Annotated in this window: 18 protein-coding genes; 13 read left to right on the top strand and 5 right to left on the bottom strand. The window is 61.3% G+C overall.

Going from position 1 to position 15,898, the window contains the following annotated elements:
- Positions 1 to 14 precede the first annotated feature (14 nt).
- Positions 15 to 1,049 (bottom strand): LysR family transcriptional regulator, encoded by a 1,035-nt coding sequence (locus RE432_RS03945; RefSeq protein ID WP_310931904.1) that lies wholly within the window; start codon positions 1,047 to 1,049, stop codon positions 15 to 17.
- 81 nt (positions 1,050 to 1,130) lie between these two features.
- Between RE432_RS03945 and RE432_RS03940 the strand changes: the two genes are divergently transcribed.
- The 3 genes from RE432_RS03940 to RE432_RS03930 all read left to right on the top strand — a co-directional run bounded on the left by RE432_RS03940 (position 1,131) and on the right by RE432_RS03930 (position 3,935).
- Positions 1,131 to 2,486 carry an acyclic terpene utilization AtuA family protein gene (locus tag RE432_RS03940; RefSeq protein WP_310931903.1) on the top strand — a complete coding sequence of 452 codons (1,356 nt, stop codon included), beginning with the start codon at positions 1,131 to 1,133 and terminating at the stop codon, positions 2,484 to 2,486.
- Positions 2,487 to 2,488: 2 nt separating this feature from the next.
- Positions 2,489 to 2,878 carry a hypothetical protein gene (locus RE432_RS03935; protein ID WP_310931902.1) on the top strand — a complete coding sequence of 130 codons (390 nt, stop codon included), beginning with the start codon at positions 2,489 to 2,491 and terminating at the stop codon, positions 2,876 to 2,878.
- A 76-nt stretch (positions 2,879 to 2,954) separates the two neighbouring features.
- A complete protein-coding gene (locus RE432_RS03930; RefSeq protein ID WP_310931901.1) occupies positions 2,955 to 3,935 on the top strand; it encodes a tripartite tricarboxylate transporter substrate binding protein in 981 nt (326 codons plus the stop codon).
- A gap of 41 nt (positions 3,936 to 3,976) precedes the next feature.
- On the opposite strand, the gene RE432_RS03925 is transcribed toward RE432_RS03930, so the two are convergent.
- Positions 3,977 to 5,599: an MFS transporter gene (locus RE432_RS03925; RefSeq protein ID WP_310931900.1), complete on the bottom strand. Its 1,623-nt coding sequence runs from the start codon at positions 5,597 to 5,599 to the stop codon at positions 3,977 to 3,979.
- A gap of 181 nt (positions 5,600 to 5,780) precedes the next feature.
- Between RE432_RS03925 and RE432_RS03920 the strand changes: the two genes are divergently transcribed.
- Both RE432_RS03920 and RE432_RS03915 read left to right on the top strand, forming a co-directional pair.
- Positions 5,781 to 6,941: a PepSY domain-containing protein gene (locus tag RE432_RS03920; RefSeq protein WP_310931899.1), complete on the top strand. Its 1,161-nt coding sequence runs from the start codon at positions 5,781 to 5,783 to the stop codon at positions 6,939 to 6,941.
- Complete coding sequence (locus tag RE432_RS03915; RefSeq protein ID WP_310931898.1) at positions 6,938 to 7,132, top strand: hypothetical protein; 195 nt, start codon at positions 6,938 to 6,940, stop codon at positions 7,130 to 7,132. The genes RE432_RS03920 and RE432_RS03915 overlap by 4 nt, the downstream gene beginning before the upstream one ends.
- Here the strand turns inward: RE432_RS03915 and RE432_RS03910 are convergent.
- Complete coding sequence (locus RE432_RS03910; protein WP_310931897.1) at positions 7,126 to 7,704, bottom strand: AAA family ATPase; 579 nt, start codon at positions 7,702 to 7,704, stop codon at positions 7,126 to 7,128. The genes RE432_RS03915 and RE432_RS03910 overlap by 7 nt on opposite strands.
- Positions 7,705 to 7,914: 210 nt before the next feature.
- Between RE432_RS03910 and RE432_RS03905 the strand changes: the two genes are divergently transcribed.
- Positions 7,915 to 8,100 (top strand): DUF3008 family protein, encoded by a 186-nt coding sequence (locus RE432_RS03905; RefSeq protein ID WP_310931896.1) that lies wholly within the window; start codon positions 7,915 to 7,917, stop codon positions 8,098 to 8,100.
- Positions 8,101 to 8,143: 43 nt separating this feature from the next.
- Here RE432_RS03905 and RE432_RS03900 read toward each other — a convergent pair whose 3' ends face one another.
- Positions 8,144 to 9,049 (bottom strand): LysR family transcriptional regulator, encoded by a 906-nt coding sequence (locus tag RE432_RS03900; RefSeq protein WP_310931895.1) that lies wholly within the window; start codon positions 9,047 to 9,049, stop codon positions 8,144 to 8,146.
- A gap of 128 nt (positions 9,050 to 9,177) precedes the next feature.
- Here RE432_RS03900 and RE432_RS03895 point away from each other — a divergent pair, with 128 nt between their 5' ends.
- From RE432_RS03895 to RE432_RS03870, 6 genes are read left to right on the top strand one after another with little or no spacing between them, the layout of a single operon-like run.
- The gene (locus tag RE432_RS03895) at positions 9,178 to 10,176 is read left to right on the top strand and encodes a D-cysteine desulfhydrase (protein WP_310931894.1); all 999 of its coding nucleotides are present in this window, start codon (positions 9,178 to 9,180) and stop codon (positions 10,174 to 10,176) included.
- A 21-nt stretch (positions 10,177 to 10,197) separates the two neighbouring features.
- Positions 10,198 to 11,097: an amino acid ABC transporter substrate-binding protein gene (locus tag RE432_RS03890; RefSeq protein WP_310931893.1), complete on the top strand. Its 900-nt coding sequence runs from the start codon at positions 10,198 to 10,200 to the stop codon at positions 11,095 to 11,097.
- Between the two features lie 9 nt (positions 11,098 to 11,106).
- Positions 11,107 to 11,865: an amino acid ABC transporter permease gene (locus RE432_RS03885; RefSeq protein WP_310931892.1), complete on the top strand. Its 759-nt coding sequence runs from the start codon at positions 11,107 to 11,109 to the stop codon at positions 11,863 to 11,865.
- Positions 11,862 to 12,551 (top strand): ABC transporter permease subunit, encoded by a 690-nt coding sequence (locus RE432_RS03880; RefSeq protein ID WP_310931891.1) that lies wholly within the window; start codon positions 11,862 to 11,864, stop codon positions 12,549 to 12,551. Before RE432_RS03885 ends, RE432_RS03880 begins: the two co-directional genes overlap by 4 nt.
- Before the next feature lie 27 nt (positions 12,552 to 12,578).
- Positions 12,579 to 13,313 carry an amino acid ABC transporter ATP-binding protein gene (locus RE432_RS03875; protein WP_310931890.1) on the top strand — a complete coding sequence of 245 codons (735 nt, stop codon included), beginning with the start codon at positions 12,579 to 12,581 and terminating at the stop codon, positions 13,311 to 13,313.
- A 2-nt stretch (positions 13,314 to 13,315) separates the two neighbouring features.
- Positions 13,316 to 14,038 (top strand): aspartate/glutamate racemase family protein, encoded by a 723-nt coding sequence (locus RE432_RS03870; protein WP_310931889.1) that lies wholly within the window; start codon positions 13,316 to 13,318, stop codon positions 14,036 to 14,038.
- A 1-nt stretch (position 14,039) separates the two neighbouring features.
- Here the strand turns inward: RE432_RS03870 and RE432_RS03865 are convergent, their stop codons facing one another.
- The gene (locus RE432_RS03865; RefSeq protein WP_310931888.1) at positions 14,040 to 14,648 is read right to left on the bottom strand and encodes a 2OG-Fe(II) oxygenase; all 609 of its coding nucleotides are present in this window, start codon (positions 14,646 to 14,648) and stop codon (positions 14,040 to 14,042) included.
- Between the two features lie 185 nt (positions 14,649 to 14,833).
- Between RE432_RS03865 and RE432_RS03860 the strand changes: the two genes are divergently transcribed.
- Positions 14,834 to 15,883: an aromatic ring-hydroxylating dioxygenase subunit alpha gene (locus RE432_RS03860; protein WP_310931887.1), complete on the top strand. Its 1,050-nt coding sequence runs from the start codon at positions 14,834 to 14,836 to the stop codon at positions 15,881 to 15,883.
- Positions 15,884 to 15,898: the final 15 nt, after the last annotated feature.

The following is a 15,898-nucleotide window of genomic DNA, read 5'->3' as shown; positions in this document are numbered from 1 at the left end:
CACCACCAAGGCGTCTAAGAGTGGCGCTTTTTATTCGGCTGCGACCCACCGGCCTTGGCAAAATGCGTTTCCAGAAACGTCACGAAGGCCTTCACCCGGGGCGCTGGCGTCCGCCCTTGCGGATACAGCACATACATGATGTCGGCTTGCGCTTGTTCGTAATCGGAGAGCACTTGCACCAGACGCCCGGCGGTGATGTCCCTGGCGATATGAAATTCTGCCAGGCGCACGATGCCCAAGCCCTGTAGCGCCAGCGTGCGCAGCAGTTCTCCCTGGTCAGCCCCGATATAGCCGGGAATATTGATGGTGCGCGGGCCGGCCGGCTCCATAAAGGTCCAGGCGTTCCAGTGCGTGCGTATGGTGAAGTTCAGGCACTGATGGCTGGCTAGCTCGGCGGGGCTGCCGGGGGTGCCGTGGCGTTGCAGGTATTCGGGGGCGGCGGCGACGATCCAGCGCCGCTGGAATAGCGGCTTGCCGATCAGGGAAAGCTCGGTCGGATTGCCGCTGTGTATGGCGACGTCTATCCCTTTCTTGAGAAAGTCGCCCCGCTCTGTACCGATGATGAATTCAATGCGCAGCTTGGGATGCAATTGCAGGAAGCGGGGCAACAGCGGCGCCAGTTCATACTTGGCGAAGGTGAGCGATGTATGGATGTGAAGTACGCCGGCCACGTCCCGTTCGTGCGGGCTGACGGCATTTTCCGCCTGGGCCATGGCGGCGACCACATGCTGGCTCGCGGCCTGGAAGTTGTGCCCTTCTTGGGTCAATCGTATGGAACCGGCAATACGATCGAACAGGCGTACCTGCAAACGGGATTCAAGCCTTGCGATGAGCTTGCTGACGGCGGAAGGGCTGCGTTGAAGGCGCCGCGCGGCCGCCGAAAAGCTGCCCTCTTCAACCACGCATAGAAACACCATGATTTCGGTGAACTTGTCCATGCGCAAGTGCCTGTCGTCATCGATCAGCATGGCGGCCGATTCTCCTTTCAGTCGAACCCATGGCCTTGCTTGCCGGGGCGGGTGGTTCGTCAGCCTGTGAATTGTATTCATAGGTCCTTTGTCTTGGCGATAGTGGTTGACCCGTGTTTCGGTGGGTAGACTCGATTCAGATCAATTGAAGGAGACAGAACCATGGCAAAAACAATCCGCATCGGCTCGGGTGCGGCGTGGTGGGGCGATCGTGTCGAACCCGCCGCGGTCAACGCCGAGCGCGGCGATCTGGACTATCTGTGTTTCGAGACCATGGCCGAAGCCACCGTGTCGGCGGCGCAGGTGCGCAGCCGGCGCGACCCCGGCTTTCCCGGTTATGACACCTACCTGGAAGACCGCATGCGCGCGGTGCTGCCGGCCTGCATGCGCCGAGGGACGCGGATTATCTCCAATCAGGGCTGGATCAATCCCGCCGCCGCCGCCGAGCGTATCGTGGAGCTGCTGCGTGAGCTGGGGATTTCGGGCGTCAAGGTGGCGGCTGTGACCGGCAGCCTGATCACCGACCGTGTGCTGGACCTGACTGATCGCATCCTTGAAAATGGCGAGCCTACCAGCACGCTGGCGCCGACCTTGATTTCGGCGGAAGCCTATATGGGCGCCGAGCCCATTGTCGAGGCCTTGAACGCAGGCGCGCACATCGTGGTGACGGGCCGTGTGGCCGACCCGTCCATCTTCATGGCGCCCATGATGCATGAGTTCGGGTGGGATCCGCTGGACCATAGCCGCCTTGGGCCCGGCAACGGGCTGGGGCATTTGCTGGAATGCGGCGCCCAGGTGACCGGCGGCTACTTTTCAGATCCGGGCTTCAAAGACGTGCCTGAGCCCTGGAACTTCGGTTTCCCCATTGCCGAAGTCAGCGAGGACGGTTCGGCGGTCATTACGAAAGCGCCGGATACGGGCGGCGCGGTCACCTTGCAGACGGTGAAAGAACAACTGCTGTACGAGGTGCATGACCCGGCCAATTACATCACCCCCGATGTCGTGGTGGACTTCACCACGGTCAACCTGGAAGCCATCGGTCCCGATCGTGTGCGTGTGTCCGGCATCAGCGGCAAACCGCGGACGCCCACGCTGAAGGTGTCCATTGGCTGCACCGAAGGGTTTATTGGCGAAGATATGTTCTTCTACGCCGGCCCCGGCGCCTTGCGGCGATCGAAACTGGCCAAACGCATTCTTGAAGAGCGCTTCAAGACCGTGAACCTGCAGGCCGACGAGTTCCGCGTGGATTTCCTGGGCATGAATGCCATTCATGGGGATGCCACGCCCGACAACGCACCTGAGCCGTATGAGATCGCGGTGCGCGTGGCGGCGCGCACCAAAACGCGCGAAGAAGCGGCCAAAGTGGGCCGCGAGGTGGACGGCATGGCCGTGTCGGGCATCGCCCACACCGGCAAGCGCGTTCCGCACCAGGACCGCACCCGCGAAATCATCGGCGTCTGGTCATCGCTTGTACCGCGCGAACATGTGCCCGCCACCGTTACTTACTTCGAGAGCTGACCATGAAAGTACTTCTTCAGCATGTAGCGCATGCGCGCTCCGGCGATAAAGGCAATACCTCCAATATTTCAGTGTTTGCCTACGAGCCCGAATTCTACGATCTGCTTAAAACCCAACTGACGGCGGAACGCCTGAAGGCGTTCTATCGCGCGGCCATCAAGGGCGAAGTATTGCGCTATGAAGTCGACAATATCCAGGCACTCAACTTTGTTGCGCACGGCGCGCTGGGCGGCGGCGTTTCGCGCAGCCTGTGCCTGGACAACTACGGAAAAGCGCTGTCGGCCGCGATACTCGGCTTCGAGATAGAGGTCCCCGATAGCCTGGCGCATAAATTACACGGACAGCATTTGCTCAAGCCCGTGCAGCGCGTCGATGAAAACCTGACCGCCTAAAGGCGCCGCGCCAAAGGAAAAAGACGGAGCACTATAAAAACTCAGCAGGACACGACCTATCAATAAGGAGACAAGCATGTTGAACAAAAAGTGGCACGTATTGGCGCTGAGCCTGGGCGCCGTCGCGGCGATGGGTGGCGCCGCCCCGGCCTATGCCGACTATCCGGACCGGGCGGTCACCATGGTGGTGCCCTACCCGCCGGGCGGCACCACCGATATTCTGGCGCGGCTGGTATCGAACAAGCTTACCGAGAAACTGGGCCAGACCTTCGTGGTCGAGAACCGGCCGGGCGCGGGCGGGCAGATCGGCACGGCCGCTGTGGCGCGTGCCAAACCCGATGGCTACACCATCATGATGGGCACCATTAATACGCATGGCATCAATGCTGCCCTGATGAAGTCATTGTCTTACAAGACGATTGAGGACTTTGCGCCTGTGAGCACGGTGGCCGATACGCCCAACGTGCTGATCGCGACGAAAGATGCGCCGTTTTCCAACTTGAAAGAGATGATCGCCTACGCCAAGGCCAATCCGGGCGCGATCAGCTTCGGCTCCACGAGCATGGGCGGCAGCCCGCACATGTCGGGCGAACTGCTCAAGGCGAAAGCCGGCATCGACATGGTTCACGTTCCCTACCAGGGCGGCGGGCCCATGTTGAATGATGTGATCGGCGGGCAGATTCCTATTGGTTTCGATAATTTGCCGTCTTCGGCTGCGCATATCGCCTCGGGCAATGTGCGCGGTCTTGCCGTGACCACCACCGAGCGCTGGAGCAGCTTCAAAGACATACCCACCATGGTTGAGTCGGGCGTGGAAGACTACGAAGTCGCGGCGTGGTTCGGGGTCCTGGCGCCCGCCGCAACGCCCAAGCCCATCGTGGAAAAACTCAGCACGGCCATTGCGGAGGCATTGAAAGAAGAAGAGGTGGCCAAGCGGCTGGAAGGCCTGGGCGCCCGCCCTGTGGGCGACACGCCCGAGCAATTCACCGAGCGTATCAAGAGCGAGGTGGCAAAGTGGACCGAGGTCGTTGAAATCAACAAGATGGAGCGGCTATAGCGGCGGCCTGACCGCCCCCTTATTTGCGCGCGGCGGGCGGACTAGGGTATTTCGGTATGCTGCTTGAGCGGCATATCGTCGCGTATCGGTACGGTCTGGCGTTCTATCATGCGGTGCACATGCGGTGGCCGCTGGCCGCGGTGCAAGGCCAGCAACTGGTCGAACACTTCCGCATCGGCCTGGGTGCGGCGCTGGTGATGGCGCACGTACTCCACCCAGGTAGGCACGTGGTAGCTCTCGGACCAGATGCGCGGGTTTTCCAGGTCGCGCAGTAGCGACCACTGGCGCGCGCCATCGCGCAGGCGGATGCGGCGGCGCTGCGCCATCAGGTTAAGAAAGGTATTGACATCCTGCTGGGCGATTTCGTAGTCGACCATGACCAGGATGGGCCCGCTGCGCGGCCTCAGGTCCAGTTGCAGGGTCGGTTCGTTGAACCGGTCGAGCGGGTCAAGACTGAGCTTGCTGAATTCCGGCAGCACATAACGCAGCCCAACGGCCGCGCCCAGCACCAGCACGGCGCCCGATGCAATCAGCGCGTTGCCGGTTCCGTGGGCATCGGCCGTGAGGCCCCAGATCCAGCTGCCCGCCGCCATGCCGCCGAACGTGGCGGTTTGGTATAGCGCCAGCGCGCGCCCCACGACCCAGCGCGGGGTGGACAACTGCACCGTCACGTTGAACAGCGACAAGGTCAACACCCAGCATGCCCCGGCGGGCAGGACGGCCAGGCAGCTGAGCCACATCTGGCGGCTGAAGGCCAATGCGACCACGCTCAGGGCAAACAGCAGGAAGGTTGCCCGCACAATGGTTTCGTTGCCCCAGCGCTCACGCACGCGTGCATTGAGCAAGGCGCCCCCGATCGCGCCCGCACCGAAGCAGCCCAGGATGATGCCGTACGAGAACGCGCCGCCCGCCACCAGGTCGCGCGTCACCAACGGCAGCAAGGCCAGGACCGAGACCGCCGACAGCCCGAAGAGGAAGCTGCGGAACATGACTTTCAGCAGATTGGGCGACATGGCGATATAGCGCAGTCCCACCGACATGGCGCTGCCGAACGATTCCCGCGGCAACGTGCTGGGCGCCCGTTGCGGCTTCCAGCGCGACAGCGCCCTGATCAGGGCGATATAGCTGAGCGCATTGACGGCAAAGGCGAAGGCCGCGCCCGCGACCGCCACAATCAGGCCGCCCACGGCAGGACCGATACTGCGCATAAGGTTGTAGCTCATGCTGTTCAGCGTGACGGCGCCCGGAAGGTCTTCGCGCGGAACGAGGTCGCCCATGGACGCCTGCCACGAGGGGTTGTGCAGGGCGGTTCCGCAGCCGATAAGGAAGGTAAAGGCCAGCAGCAGCCAGGGCGTCAGCAGCCCCGTCACGGCAAAGATGGCCAGCCCCGCCGAGACGACCATCATCAGTATCTGCGCCACCAGCATGATGTTGCGGCGGTCAAAGTTGTCGGCCAGCGCGCCGGCCGCGAGCGAGAAAATCATAATGGGCAGCGTCGTGGCGGCTTGTACCAGGGCAACCATGTCGTCCGACGCGGAGATGGTGGTCATCATCCAGCCGGCGCCCACAATTTGAATCAGGCCGCCCAGATTGGACGCCAGGGTGGCTGTCCAGAGCGTGCGGAAGGCGGCGTGCCGGAAGGGAGCTAAAGGGGAAACACTCATAAGAGGCAATAATGCTGCGCGGCTGTGCGGAAGTTACACGGCATCTTATGCCAGTTGGCGCATAAGAGCCACGACTTGATGCCCGGACGTTGTATGAAAAGGCCAATAATAATTTGTCAGGTAAAAACAATAACGTTTATCATTTCGTTTTGGACTTTTCTTGAAGCAAGCCGAGGGTGATATGACGAATGGTGCGCTTCGCACGTGGGCGTGGGTACACAAGTGGACCAGCCTGGTGTGTACGATCTTCATGCTGTTGCTCTGTCTGACCGGCTTACCGCTGATTTTCCATCATGAAATCGGCCATTTGCTGGGCACGGAAACCGAGACCGCCGCCATGCCGGCCGATACCCCCAGGGCGGACATCGACCAGGTTCTGGACGCGGCGCGCGCGGTGTATCCGGGCAAGCTGGTGCGCTATATCAGCCAGGAACCCGATGACAACACTTTCTGGTACGTAAGCCTGGCGGCGACGCTGGATGAGCAGGAAAAATTCGACGTGGCGGTGGTGGATGCGCGGACAGCCCAGGTGCTGGGCACGCCGCGGTTCGACGAAGGATTCATGGCGATCATGACCCGGCTGCATATCGATCTGTTTGCCGGCGTGCCGGGCATGCTGTTTCTGGGGTTCATGGGGCTATTGCTGGTCATCGCCATTGTTTCGGGGGTGGTGCTGTATGCGCCTTTCATGCGCAAGCTGGACTTTGGCACGGTGCGGCGCGATCGCTCCACGCAGTTGAAATGGCTGGACCTGCACAACGTGCTGGGTGTCACGACGGTGGCCTGGGCTTTTGCGGTGGGCGTCACCGGCGTGATCAACACCTTGTCGGTGCCTGCCGTCGGCTATTGGCAATCCAGCCATGTGATGCCGCTGATTGCGCAGTACCAGCAAGGCAGGACCGCGCCGGCTCCCGCCCCTGGACAGTGGGCTTCGCTGCAAAAGGCGGTCGTGGCCGCCGAGGCCACCGAGCCGGGCATGACGCTGAGCTTTGTGGCTTTTCCGGGTGCGCTGGGCGCCACCGACCACCACTACGCCATCTATATGCGGGGCGAAACGCCTGTGACTTCGCGGCTGTACAAGCCTGTGCTGGCCGACGGCGCGACGGGCGAAGTGATCGTCAGCATCGATCCGCCCTGGTATCTGAAAACCCTGTATTTATCGCAGCCCCTGCATTTTGGGGATTACGGCGGCATGCCCTTGAAGATATTGTGGGCCTTGCTGGACCTGATCACGATTGTGGTGCTGGGCAGCGGCCTTTACCTGTGGTGGAGCAAGGCGCGCTCGGCGCGGCGGCGCAGCGCCCTGCAAGCCGAGACAGTTGTTCATGCGGGGTCAGTATGAAGTCTTCTTTCAAGAGCAAGAAACAAATATTTTTCATCCCCGCCGTGCTGGCCCTGTTGACGGCCTTTGGCCTGGTGGCCGGCTTGGTGGGGGACGGCGCTTACGACCTGATATCCTGGTTGGCTTTACTGGCGCCGGTGCTTGTGGTGGCCTGGGCCTGGCTGCTGTACCGGCCTAAAAACGTTCATTGAATCAGGGCGTCCAGGGCGCTGATCTGTTCGGCCAAGGGCAGGCTGGCATCCAGTACCGGCACGCGTCCGTCCTGAACGGGAATGGGGCGCTTGAGCGCGCTGATGTAATCGTCCCAATGGTCCAGCTTCCACTGATCGCGCGGGTCTGCCCGCTGGATGATGCGATCCCTGCGCACAGGAATGGGCAGCTCGAGCCAGACATGGCGCAACTGCGTGTGCTGCGGGAATCCCAGCGCCTGATTCGAGAACAGGGCGGATGAGGCCAGCTCGCGGCTCCAGGGGGCGGGAAAGACCACATTCAGGCCAAGCTCAAGCTGGTCCCTGGCGATGCGCAAGGTACTCAGGTATTCAAGGTCGCGGACTTGGTCTTTAAAGAAAGGGCTGTCCCGGTCATTGGGGTCTTGGCCCATGGCCTCTAGAAAGGGGCCGGACCAGATTTCACTGACCACATCTTTGTCCAGGACGCACCAGGCCCGCCCCTGGGCTTGCTGCTGCGCAACAAAATGGTCGGTCAGGAAGGATTTGCCGGTTCCCGCGTGGCCAAGGATAAATAAAGCAGTGGTATGGCTCAAAGTGTGCACCCGGTGATACGCGCGATGATACGCAAACGCTAATGGCTTATTAAACCAGAGTCTGCATCGCCCTGTCGGCGGCCGCCTGACGCGACGCGATAATGATTTGCTTACATGTCCATGTATTCTGTTGTTGGATGCGCGGCCTGTCCGGAGAATAATGGATAGGTGTCATTGCTTATAGCGGATCATCCGTTCAGGAGGCTTGTCATGCCAGCTAAATCCCAGGCTCAGCAAAAGGCCGCCGGCGCAGCATTGTCGGCCAAGCGGGGCGATACCAAGGTCAGCCAGCTGAAAGGCGCATCGAAATCCATGTACGAATCCATGAGCCCGAAAGAGCTCAAGGATCTGGCGGAAACCAAGCGCAAGGGCAAGCCCGAGCATAAGTCCCATTGATTGCCGTCCCGGAAGCGCGGCATCGCCGTCCGGGACGGCAGATTCAGGCCTGCGTCGAGCCCAGCAGGTTCCAGATCCGGTCGATGGCGGGCGGGTAGGGGGCGCGGGCGTTGCGGTACAGGCCCAGCTCGAGCGAGACGCTTTCCAGACCGTCGTCCAGGGCGGCCAGGCTGCCCGCCAGCAACTCGCGCTGTATCAGGCTTTCAGGCAGCCAGGCCATGCCCAGGCCGGCCATGACCATCTCTTTGACGCCGGCCAGGAAGACGGATTCGTGGACGATTTCGACGCGCTGGCGCCGCAGCAAGGCGCCCAGGCTGTGCTTGTACATGATGCGCCCCAGAAAGCTGTCGAGCGGATACGCCAGCAGCTTCAGGCTTTCGCCCGCGCGCGGCCTGTGCATGGGCTTGCCGTCGGCGGCCAGCGCGCTGACCGGCATCAGGGTTTCGGTGCCCAGGCACATGCGGCCCGCGTCCGGCATCAGATTCAGCAAGAGTTCGTCGGACTCTTCCATGCATAGCAGCAGATCCGCCTGATCCCGCATGAACAGCGTGACGCATTCGTCCCGGTTTTCGGACCGTACCTTGAATTCCAGCTGCGCCGCCGGGTTCTGGGTAATGAGTTTCAGCAAAGCGGGAAGCCGGGTCATGGTCAGCGAGTGCTGGGTGGCCAGTATGACCCGTGCCATGCCATTGTTTTCGGACTGTATGCGGGTACGCAGCTGATTCAGGTCATGCAGCAGGGCGCGAAACTCCGGAATGTGGTGTTCGGCGACCGCCGTCAGGCGCATGGGCTGGCTGCGCCGGTCTATCAGCTCTGCATCCAGCCATGCTTCCAGCAGTTGAATGCGGCGCGAGAACGCAGGCTGCGTCACGTTGCGCAAGACCGCAGCCCGAGAAAACGTGCCCGCGTCCACCAGGGCAAGCAGGTCTTCTATCCAGGACAGCTTCATAGGGGTCTCCGTTCCGGTATGCAAGAAATGCATAAGCCACTAAGAATATAGTATTAGGCAAAGTGCCATGCTGTCAGTACGATGCGAAAATTATCTGGCTTTTCCGCCGTCTTTTTGGAGTCGTTGCAATGCATCTTGGTGCCTTTCCCCGTATCCGCTTGGGACATTTCCCCACGCCCCTGGAGTTCATGCCGAATCTGACCAGGCATTTGAACGGACCCAATCTGTATATCAAGCGCGACGATTGCACCGGCCTGGCCACCGGCGGCAATAAAACCCGCAAGCTGGAATTCCTGGTGGCGCAGGCCCTGGAACAGGGCGCCGATACCCTGATCACGCAAGGCGCGGTGCAGTCGAATCACGCGCGTCAAACGGTGGCGGCGGCAGCCCGGCTGGGTCTGAAGTGCAAGATTCTGCTCGAGCAGCGGGTCAACGATGGCGGCGACGAGTACGAGGAGTCCGGCAACGTGTTGCTCGATCGCCTGCTGGGCGGCGAGATCGTTGCCCGTTATCCGGCCAACACGGATATGCAGCAGGAAATGGACAAGCTGGCGGCCGAGTTGCGCAGCGCCGGCAGCAAACCCTATGTCATACCGGGGGGCGGTTCCAATCCCGTGGGTGCGCTGGGCTATGTGGGCTGCGCGCAAGAACTGCTGAACCAGTCCTTTGAAACGGGCCTGCGCATCGATCACGTGGTGCACGCCACAGGCAGCACCGGTACGCAGGCCGGGCTGGTGGTGGGCCTGCGCAGTAGCAATAGCGGCATACCGGTCTATGGCGTCAGCGTGCGCGCGCCCAAGGAAAAGCAGGAAGAAAATGTATGGAAGCTGGTGCAGGCCACGGCCGACTACATGGGCTTGCCGCCTTCGTCGGTGGAGCGCGCCGATGTGGTGGCCAATTCCGATTATGTGGGCGATGGCTACGGTGTGCCGACCAAGTCCATGATTGAAGCGGTCCGCCTGACCGCCGAGCTTGAAGCAATCCTGCTGGACCCGGTATATTCTGGCAAAGGTATGGCCGGGCTGATCGATCTGATCCGTTCGGGGCATTTCAAGAAAGATGAAAACGTGGTGTTCGTGCACACTGGCGGCGCAGTAGGCCTGTATGGGTACCGCCAGATTTTCTAGGCATACCAAGGAGACAAAACCATGAAAATATCCACCCTTACCCTTTTTACGGCGCTTGCCGTGGCCGTGGCGGCGCCTGTACATGCCGATGGCCGTTTGGAAAAAATAAAATCCAGCGGTGAAATCGCATTGGGACATCGCGATTCCTCTATTCCTTTTTCCTACCTTGACGACAAACAGCAGCCCATCGGCTATTCCATGGACATCTGCCACAAAATCGTGGATGCCGTGAAAGAAAAGCTGGGCATGGACAAGATCAATGTTAAGGTCGTGCCGGTCACCTCCTCGACGCGTATTCCGCTGCTGGCCAACGGTACGGTCGACCTGAATTGCGGTTCGTCGACCAATACGGTCGAGCGCCAGGCGCAGGTCACGTTTGCCCCCACCACCTTCGTGACGGCGACCCGCTTCGTGGCCAAGAAATCATCCAATATCAATAACCTGGACGACCTGAAAGGCAAGACCGTTGTGTCCACGGCGGGCACCAGCAACATACGCTGGGCGACCGGCGCCAACGACCAGCAAAAACTCGGCATGAGCATCATCCCCGCCAAAGATCACGCCGAGGCCATGCTGACCGTCAATAGCGGGCGGGCAGCGGCCTTCTTCATGGACGACATTCTGCTGGCCGGACTGGTGGCCACCTCGCGCGATCCGGGCGAATGGGTGATCAGCAAAGATGCCTATACCGTCGAGCCCTATGCCATTATGGAGCCCAAGAACGATCCCGAATTCAAAAAGGTGGTGGACGACACCATTATCGGCATGATGAAAGACGGTTCACTGGCCGAGCTCTACAAGAAATGGTTCGAATCGCCGATTCCGCCCAAGAACGTCAACCTGAATTGGCCCATGAGCGAACAGCTCAAGAAGGTGGTGGCCAATCCAACCGATTCGCCCGACCCCGCTGATTACCAATAACAGGCCGGTATGAATTACAGCTGGAACTGGCTGGTCTTTTTTGACGAGGCGCCAGGCGGTGTCACCTATCTGGAGACGCTGCTTGGCGGCCTGGCCTGGACGGTAGGCACGGCGGCATTGTCATGGATCCTGGCCTTGACCATGGGCACCATTGTGGGCGTGGCGCGCACCACCAACGTGGCATGGGCCCGGCGCCTGGGCACCGCGTATGTGGAATTGCTGCGCAACATACCCCTGCTGGTGCAGATGTTCCTGTGGTATTTCGTGATGCCGGAACTCGTGCCGCGCGCCTTGGGCGATGCCATCAAGCAGATTGCGCCGCCCTGGGGCATATTCGTGCCGGCCGTGCTGTGCCTGGGCTTTTATACCTCGTCGCGGGTGGCCGAGCAGGTCAGGGCCGGCATCGAGTCGCTGCCGCCCGGCCAGCGCATGGCGGCCACCGCCCTGGGGCTGGAAACCATGCAAGTGTATCGCTATGTGCTGTTGCCCAGCTCGTTTCGCATCATCCTGCCGCCGCTGACCTCGGAACTGCTCAACCTGATCAAGAACACGTCGGTGGCGTTTACCATCGGCCTGTTCGAGCTGGTGGGGGCGGCGCGGTCCATGCAGGAGTTCAGCTTCCAGGTGTTTGAAACCTTTGCGCTGGCGACGCTGTTCTACCTGATTTTGAACCTGATCGTGGTGCGCGGCATGCAGTTGGTGGAACGGCGCCTGGCCGTCCCCGGCTTTATCGGCCCCGTATCGGCGGTTGAAAAGGTGGCGCCATGAACGGCTTCGACTTCGATGTGATTCAGCGTTCCTGGGTGTATCTGTTCAGGGACGGCATGGTGTTTACGCTGAAGCTGACGCTGATGTCGGCGCTGGGCGGCCTGGTGCTGGGCACCTTGCTGGCTATGTGCCGCCTTTCGGGGATCAAGCCCCTGGCCTGGGTGGCCGGGTTGTATGTGAATCTGCTGCGTGCCTTGCCGCTGATCCTGGTTATTTTCTGGTTCTATTTCCTGGTGCCCTACATTGGCGCCTGGCTGACGGGCGCATCGCGGCCGGTGGCTGTGGGGGGCTTCACATCGGCGCTGGTTACCTTCACCCTGTTCGAAGCGGCTTACTTTTGCGAGATCATGCGTGCCGGCATCCAGTCGGTGCCGCGCGGGCAGCTTGCCGCCGGCTATGCATTGGGCATGACTTACTGGCAGGTCATGGGCAAGGTGGTGCTGCCGCAGGCGTTTCGCAACATGACGCCCATATTGCTGACCCAAACCATCGTCCTGTTTCAGGACACCTCGCTGGTGTATGTGCTGTCGCTGACCGATTTTCTGGGCGCGGCGGTCAAAGTGGCGCAGCGCGACGGCCGCCTGATTGAAATGTACATGTTTGTTGCGGTGGTCTATTTCATCATGAGCTATGCCGCTTCGTTGCTGGTGCGATACCTACGCCAGCGCACCAGCATTGTGCGATAAGATGCAAACGAAACAGCGGGAGTCTGAATGATAGAAATCAAGCACGTCAGCAAGTGGTACGGATCGACCCAGGTGCTGGACGATTGCAGCACGCAGGTGGCCAACGGCGAGGTCGTCGTGGTGTGCGGGCCGTCCGGGTCCGGCAAGTCGACCTTGATCAAGACCGTCAATGGCCTTGAACCCTTCCAGAAAGGTGAAATCCTGGTGGACGGCGTATCGGTGGGCGCGCCCGGCACCAATCTGCCCAAGCTGCGCGCGCGCATCGGCATGGTCTTTCAAAGCTTCGAGCTGTTCCCGCATTTGTCCGTCACGCAAAACCTGGTGCTGGCGCAAGTCAAGGTGCTGGGCCGCAGCACTGACGAGGCCACCACCCGGGCCATGACCTTGCTTGACCGGGTGGGCCTGCGGGCGCACCAGGACAAATTCCCGGGGCAACTGTCGGGCGGTCAGCAGCAGCGCGTAGCCATTGCCCGCGCCCTGGCGATGGACCCGATTGCCATGCTGTTCGACGAACCCACCTCGGCGCTTGACCCGGAAATGGTCAACGAGGTGCTGGATGTCATGGTTGACCTGGCCCGCGAGGGCATGACCATGATGGTGGTGACCCACGAAATGGGCTTTGCCCGCAAAGTCGCCGACCGCGTCGTCTTCATGGACGTGGGGAAGATCGTTGAGGACTGCGGCAACGAAGAGTTTTTCGGCAATCTGGAAGCGCGCTCTGAGCGCGCGCAGCAATTTCTTTCCAAGATCCTGCATCACTGATCATGTCCGACAGCGCGTTTACCGGCCGTTTCCTGGGTGTGCTGGGTGGCATGGGCCCAATGGCCGGCGCCGCTTTCATGGTTCGCCTGACAGCGCTGACCGACGCCGCGACCGAGCAGCAGCATGTGCCGGCCATGTTATGGAGCGATCCCAGGGTACCTGACCGGCCCGCGGGGTATGCGGGCACCGGCGAAGACCCTTTTCCGTGGATGCTGCATGGCGTCCGGCAAATGGAACAGATGGGGGCGGGCGCGGTGGCCATCCCCTGCAATACCGCGCACCTTTGGTACGACAGGCTGGCGGCCGGCACTTCGCTGGCCGTATTGCATATTGTGCGGTCGGTGGTGGCCGACCTGCGGCGCCAGGGCATCGCGCAGGGCCGTATCGGTCTGCTGGGCACGGCGGCCACCTTGAGTTCCGGCCTGTATCAGCGCGAGCTCGAAGCCCAGGGCTATGAATGCGTCCTGCTGCCCCAGGAAGATTTGCTGCGTTACTGCGCGGAATCGATCAGGCGGGTGAAGCTGAACCAGACCGAGGCCGCCTTCGAGCCGGCGGCCCAGTGCGTGCGCCTGCTGCGCCGCCAAGGCGTGGATGCGGTGGTGCTGGGCTGCACTGAATTGCCGCTGGCCTTGCCGCATGGCTTGCGGCCGTCACTGGACGTCGCCGTGATCGACTCGATCGATGCGCTGGCCCGGGCGGCCATCGCCTGGCATCGCGGCGGCTGATTCAGGCCCTGTCGGTACGAAGCCAGCCGGTCAGGCTCCAGCGGGTCCGGGTGCACGGCAGCACTTCGTGGGGAAAGAGGTCGCTGCGAAACAGGACCAGCCGTCCGGGCTGCGGCAAGATTCGCGCAACTTCCCTGTTTTCGTCCTGGGGGTCATACAGGCACAGCTCGCCCTGATCGGCGGCGGTCCATTGCGGATTCAGATAGAGCACCAGCGATAGCTTGCGGTGGCGCTGGCCTTGGTGCTGATCCCTGTGCTTTTTGTAGCCCTGGCCGGCGGGGTAGCGTGCAAAATGGAATTCCGCGCTGTGCAGGCCTGCATAGAGCAGCCGGTTGAGGTCTTGCTTGAGTTCGGCCGCCCATTGCAGGAACTGGCTGCTGGGCTGGTCCGCGGGGCCTGGCTCGATCCAGCAGATGGCGTCGCCCCGTATCTGGGTGTCCAGCGTGTGCGTTGCCAGGCGCCCGATGCCGGCCTGCCGGAAGGCATCCGATGCCCAGGCCTGGGTGCATTCCGTGTATAGGCCGTGCCGCAAAGACGTGTCGATGATTCCGTCTGAAACAGCCCATCCCTGGTCCGCCAGTGTGTCGATCAGGTGTTCAGTAGGCGCCATGGCGCACCACAAATATAAATCGGTGCAAGGAACTCATGATGTTGTCTGTTCTGTTCAAAACAGCGCTAAAAAAGTGGGGGTGGGATTATAAATCACGGCCCAGCGTATACGCTAGGTGGGTCCAGAAATGGAATGAACTATGATTTACCCGTTGTGATTTGACCAAGTATTGCCAAGGAGTATGCATGTTCCTGAAGAACGCCTGGTATGTGGCGGCCACCGATCACGAAGTCGGCCGTCATCTGCACGCTGTGAAAGTGCTGGGCGAAGACATTGTGCTGTACCGGACCCGGGACGGTGTCGTCGTGGCGCTCGAAGACGCCTGTCCGCACCGCAGGCTGCCCCTGTCGATGGGCCGTTTGCAGGGGGATGAGGTCGAGTGCGGTTACCACGGCCTGGTGTTTGACTGCGCGGGCGCCTGTACGCGCGCGCCCGGCATGGCGCATCCGCCCAAGCCGGCCGTGGTGCGCAGCTACCCCATTGCCGAGCGTTACGGCCTGGTCTGGATCTGGATGGGCGATTCCGCTCAGGCCGACCCCGCCGATATCGTCCAGGTAGCGCACTGGGGCGATCCGGCCTGGGGGGTGAACCGGGGCGATGCCATGCTGGTGCAGTGCAACTATCTGTACCTGACCGACAATCTGCTCGATCCCTCGCATGTGTCGTGGGTGCACCAGACCTCGTTCGGGAATGCGTCCATGATAGGCGAGCCCCTGAAAACCCAGGTCAACGATGATGGGGTGCTGGTTTCACGCTGGATGCGCAATGTCGAGGTGGCGCCGTTTTATGCAAAATTCGTCAAGTTCGACGGCAACTGCGACCGCAAGCAGCATTACGAAGTGCGTGTTCCCGCCCATGCGGTGATCAAGGCGATCTTCACGCCTGCGGGCACAGCGTCCGACACCGAGCCTTTTCACCCCGATGTCTTCCTGATGGATTCCTATAATTTCCTGACGCCGGTCGACGAATCCACCACGCGCTATTTCTGGTTCCAGCTGCGCAATTTCAGTCCCGACGACGAGTCGGTGTCGAAACAGTTCGCGGAAGATGTACGTGGGGCTTTCGAAGAAGACCGCGTCGTGCTGGAGGCGGTCCACGCCGGCATGGCCAAGAATCCCTCAAAGATGAATCTGCCGCTGGACGCGGGTCCGCTGCGTTTCCGCCAGAAAATGAAAGCGCTGATCGAGGCGGAGCAGGCCGCGGGGCAGCCTGCCGCGTTGGTGGCGGCTCGATAACATTTGGAGTAAGAC

It is taken from the genome of Pusillimonas sp. SM2304, assembly GCF_031628915.1.
In the GTDB taxonomy this organism is placed as follows: Bacteria; Pseudomonadota; Gammaproteobacteria; order Burkholderiales; family Burkholderiaceae_B; genus Pusillimonas_C.
This window is presented reverse-complemented; position numbering and strand designations above follow the sequence as displayed.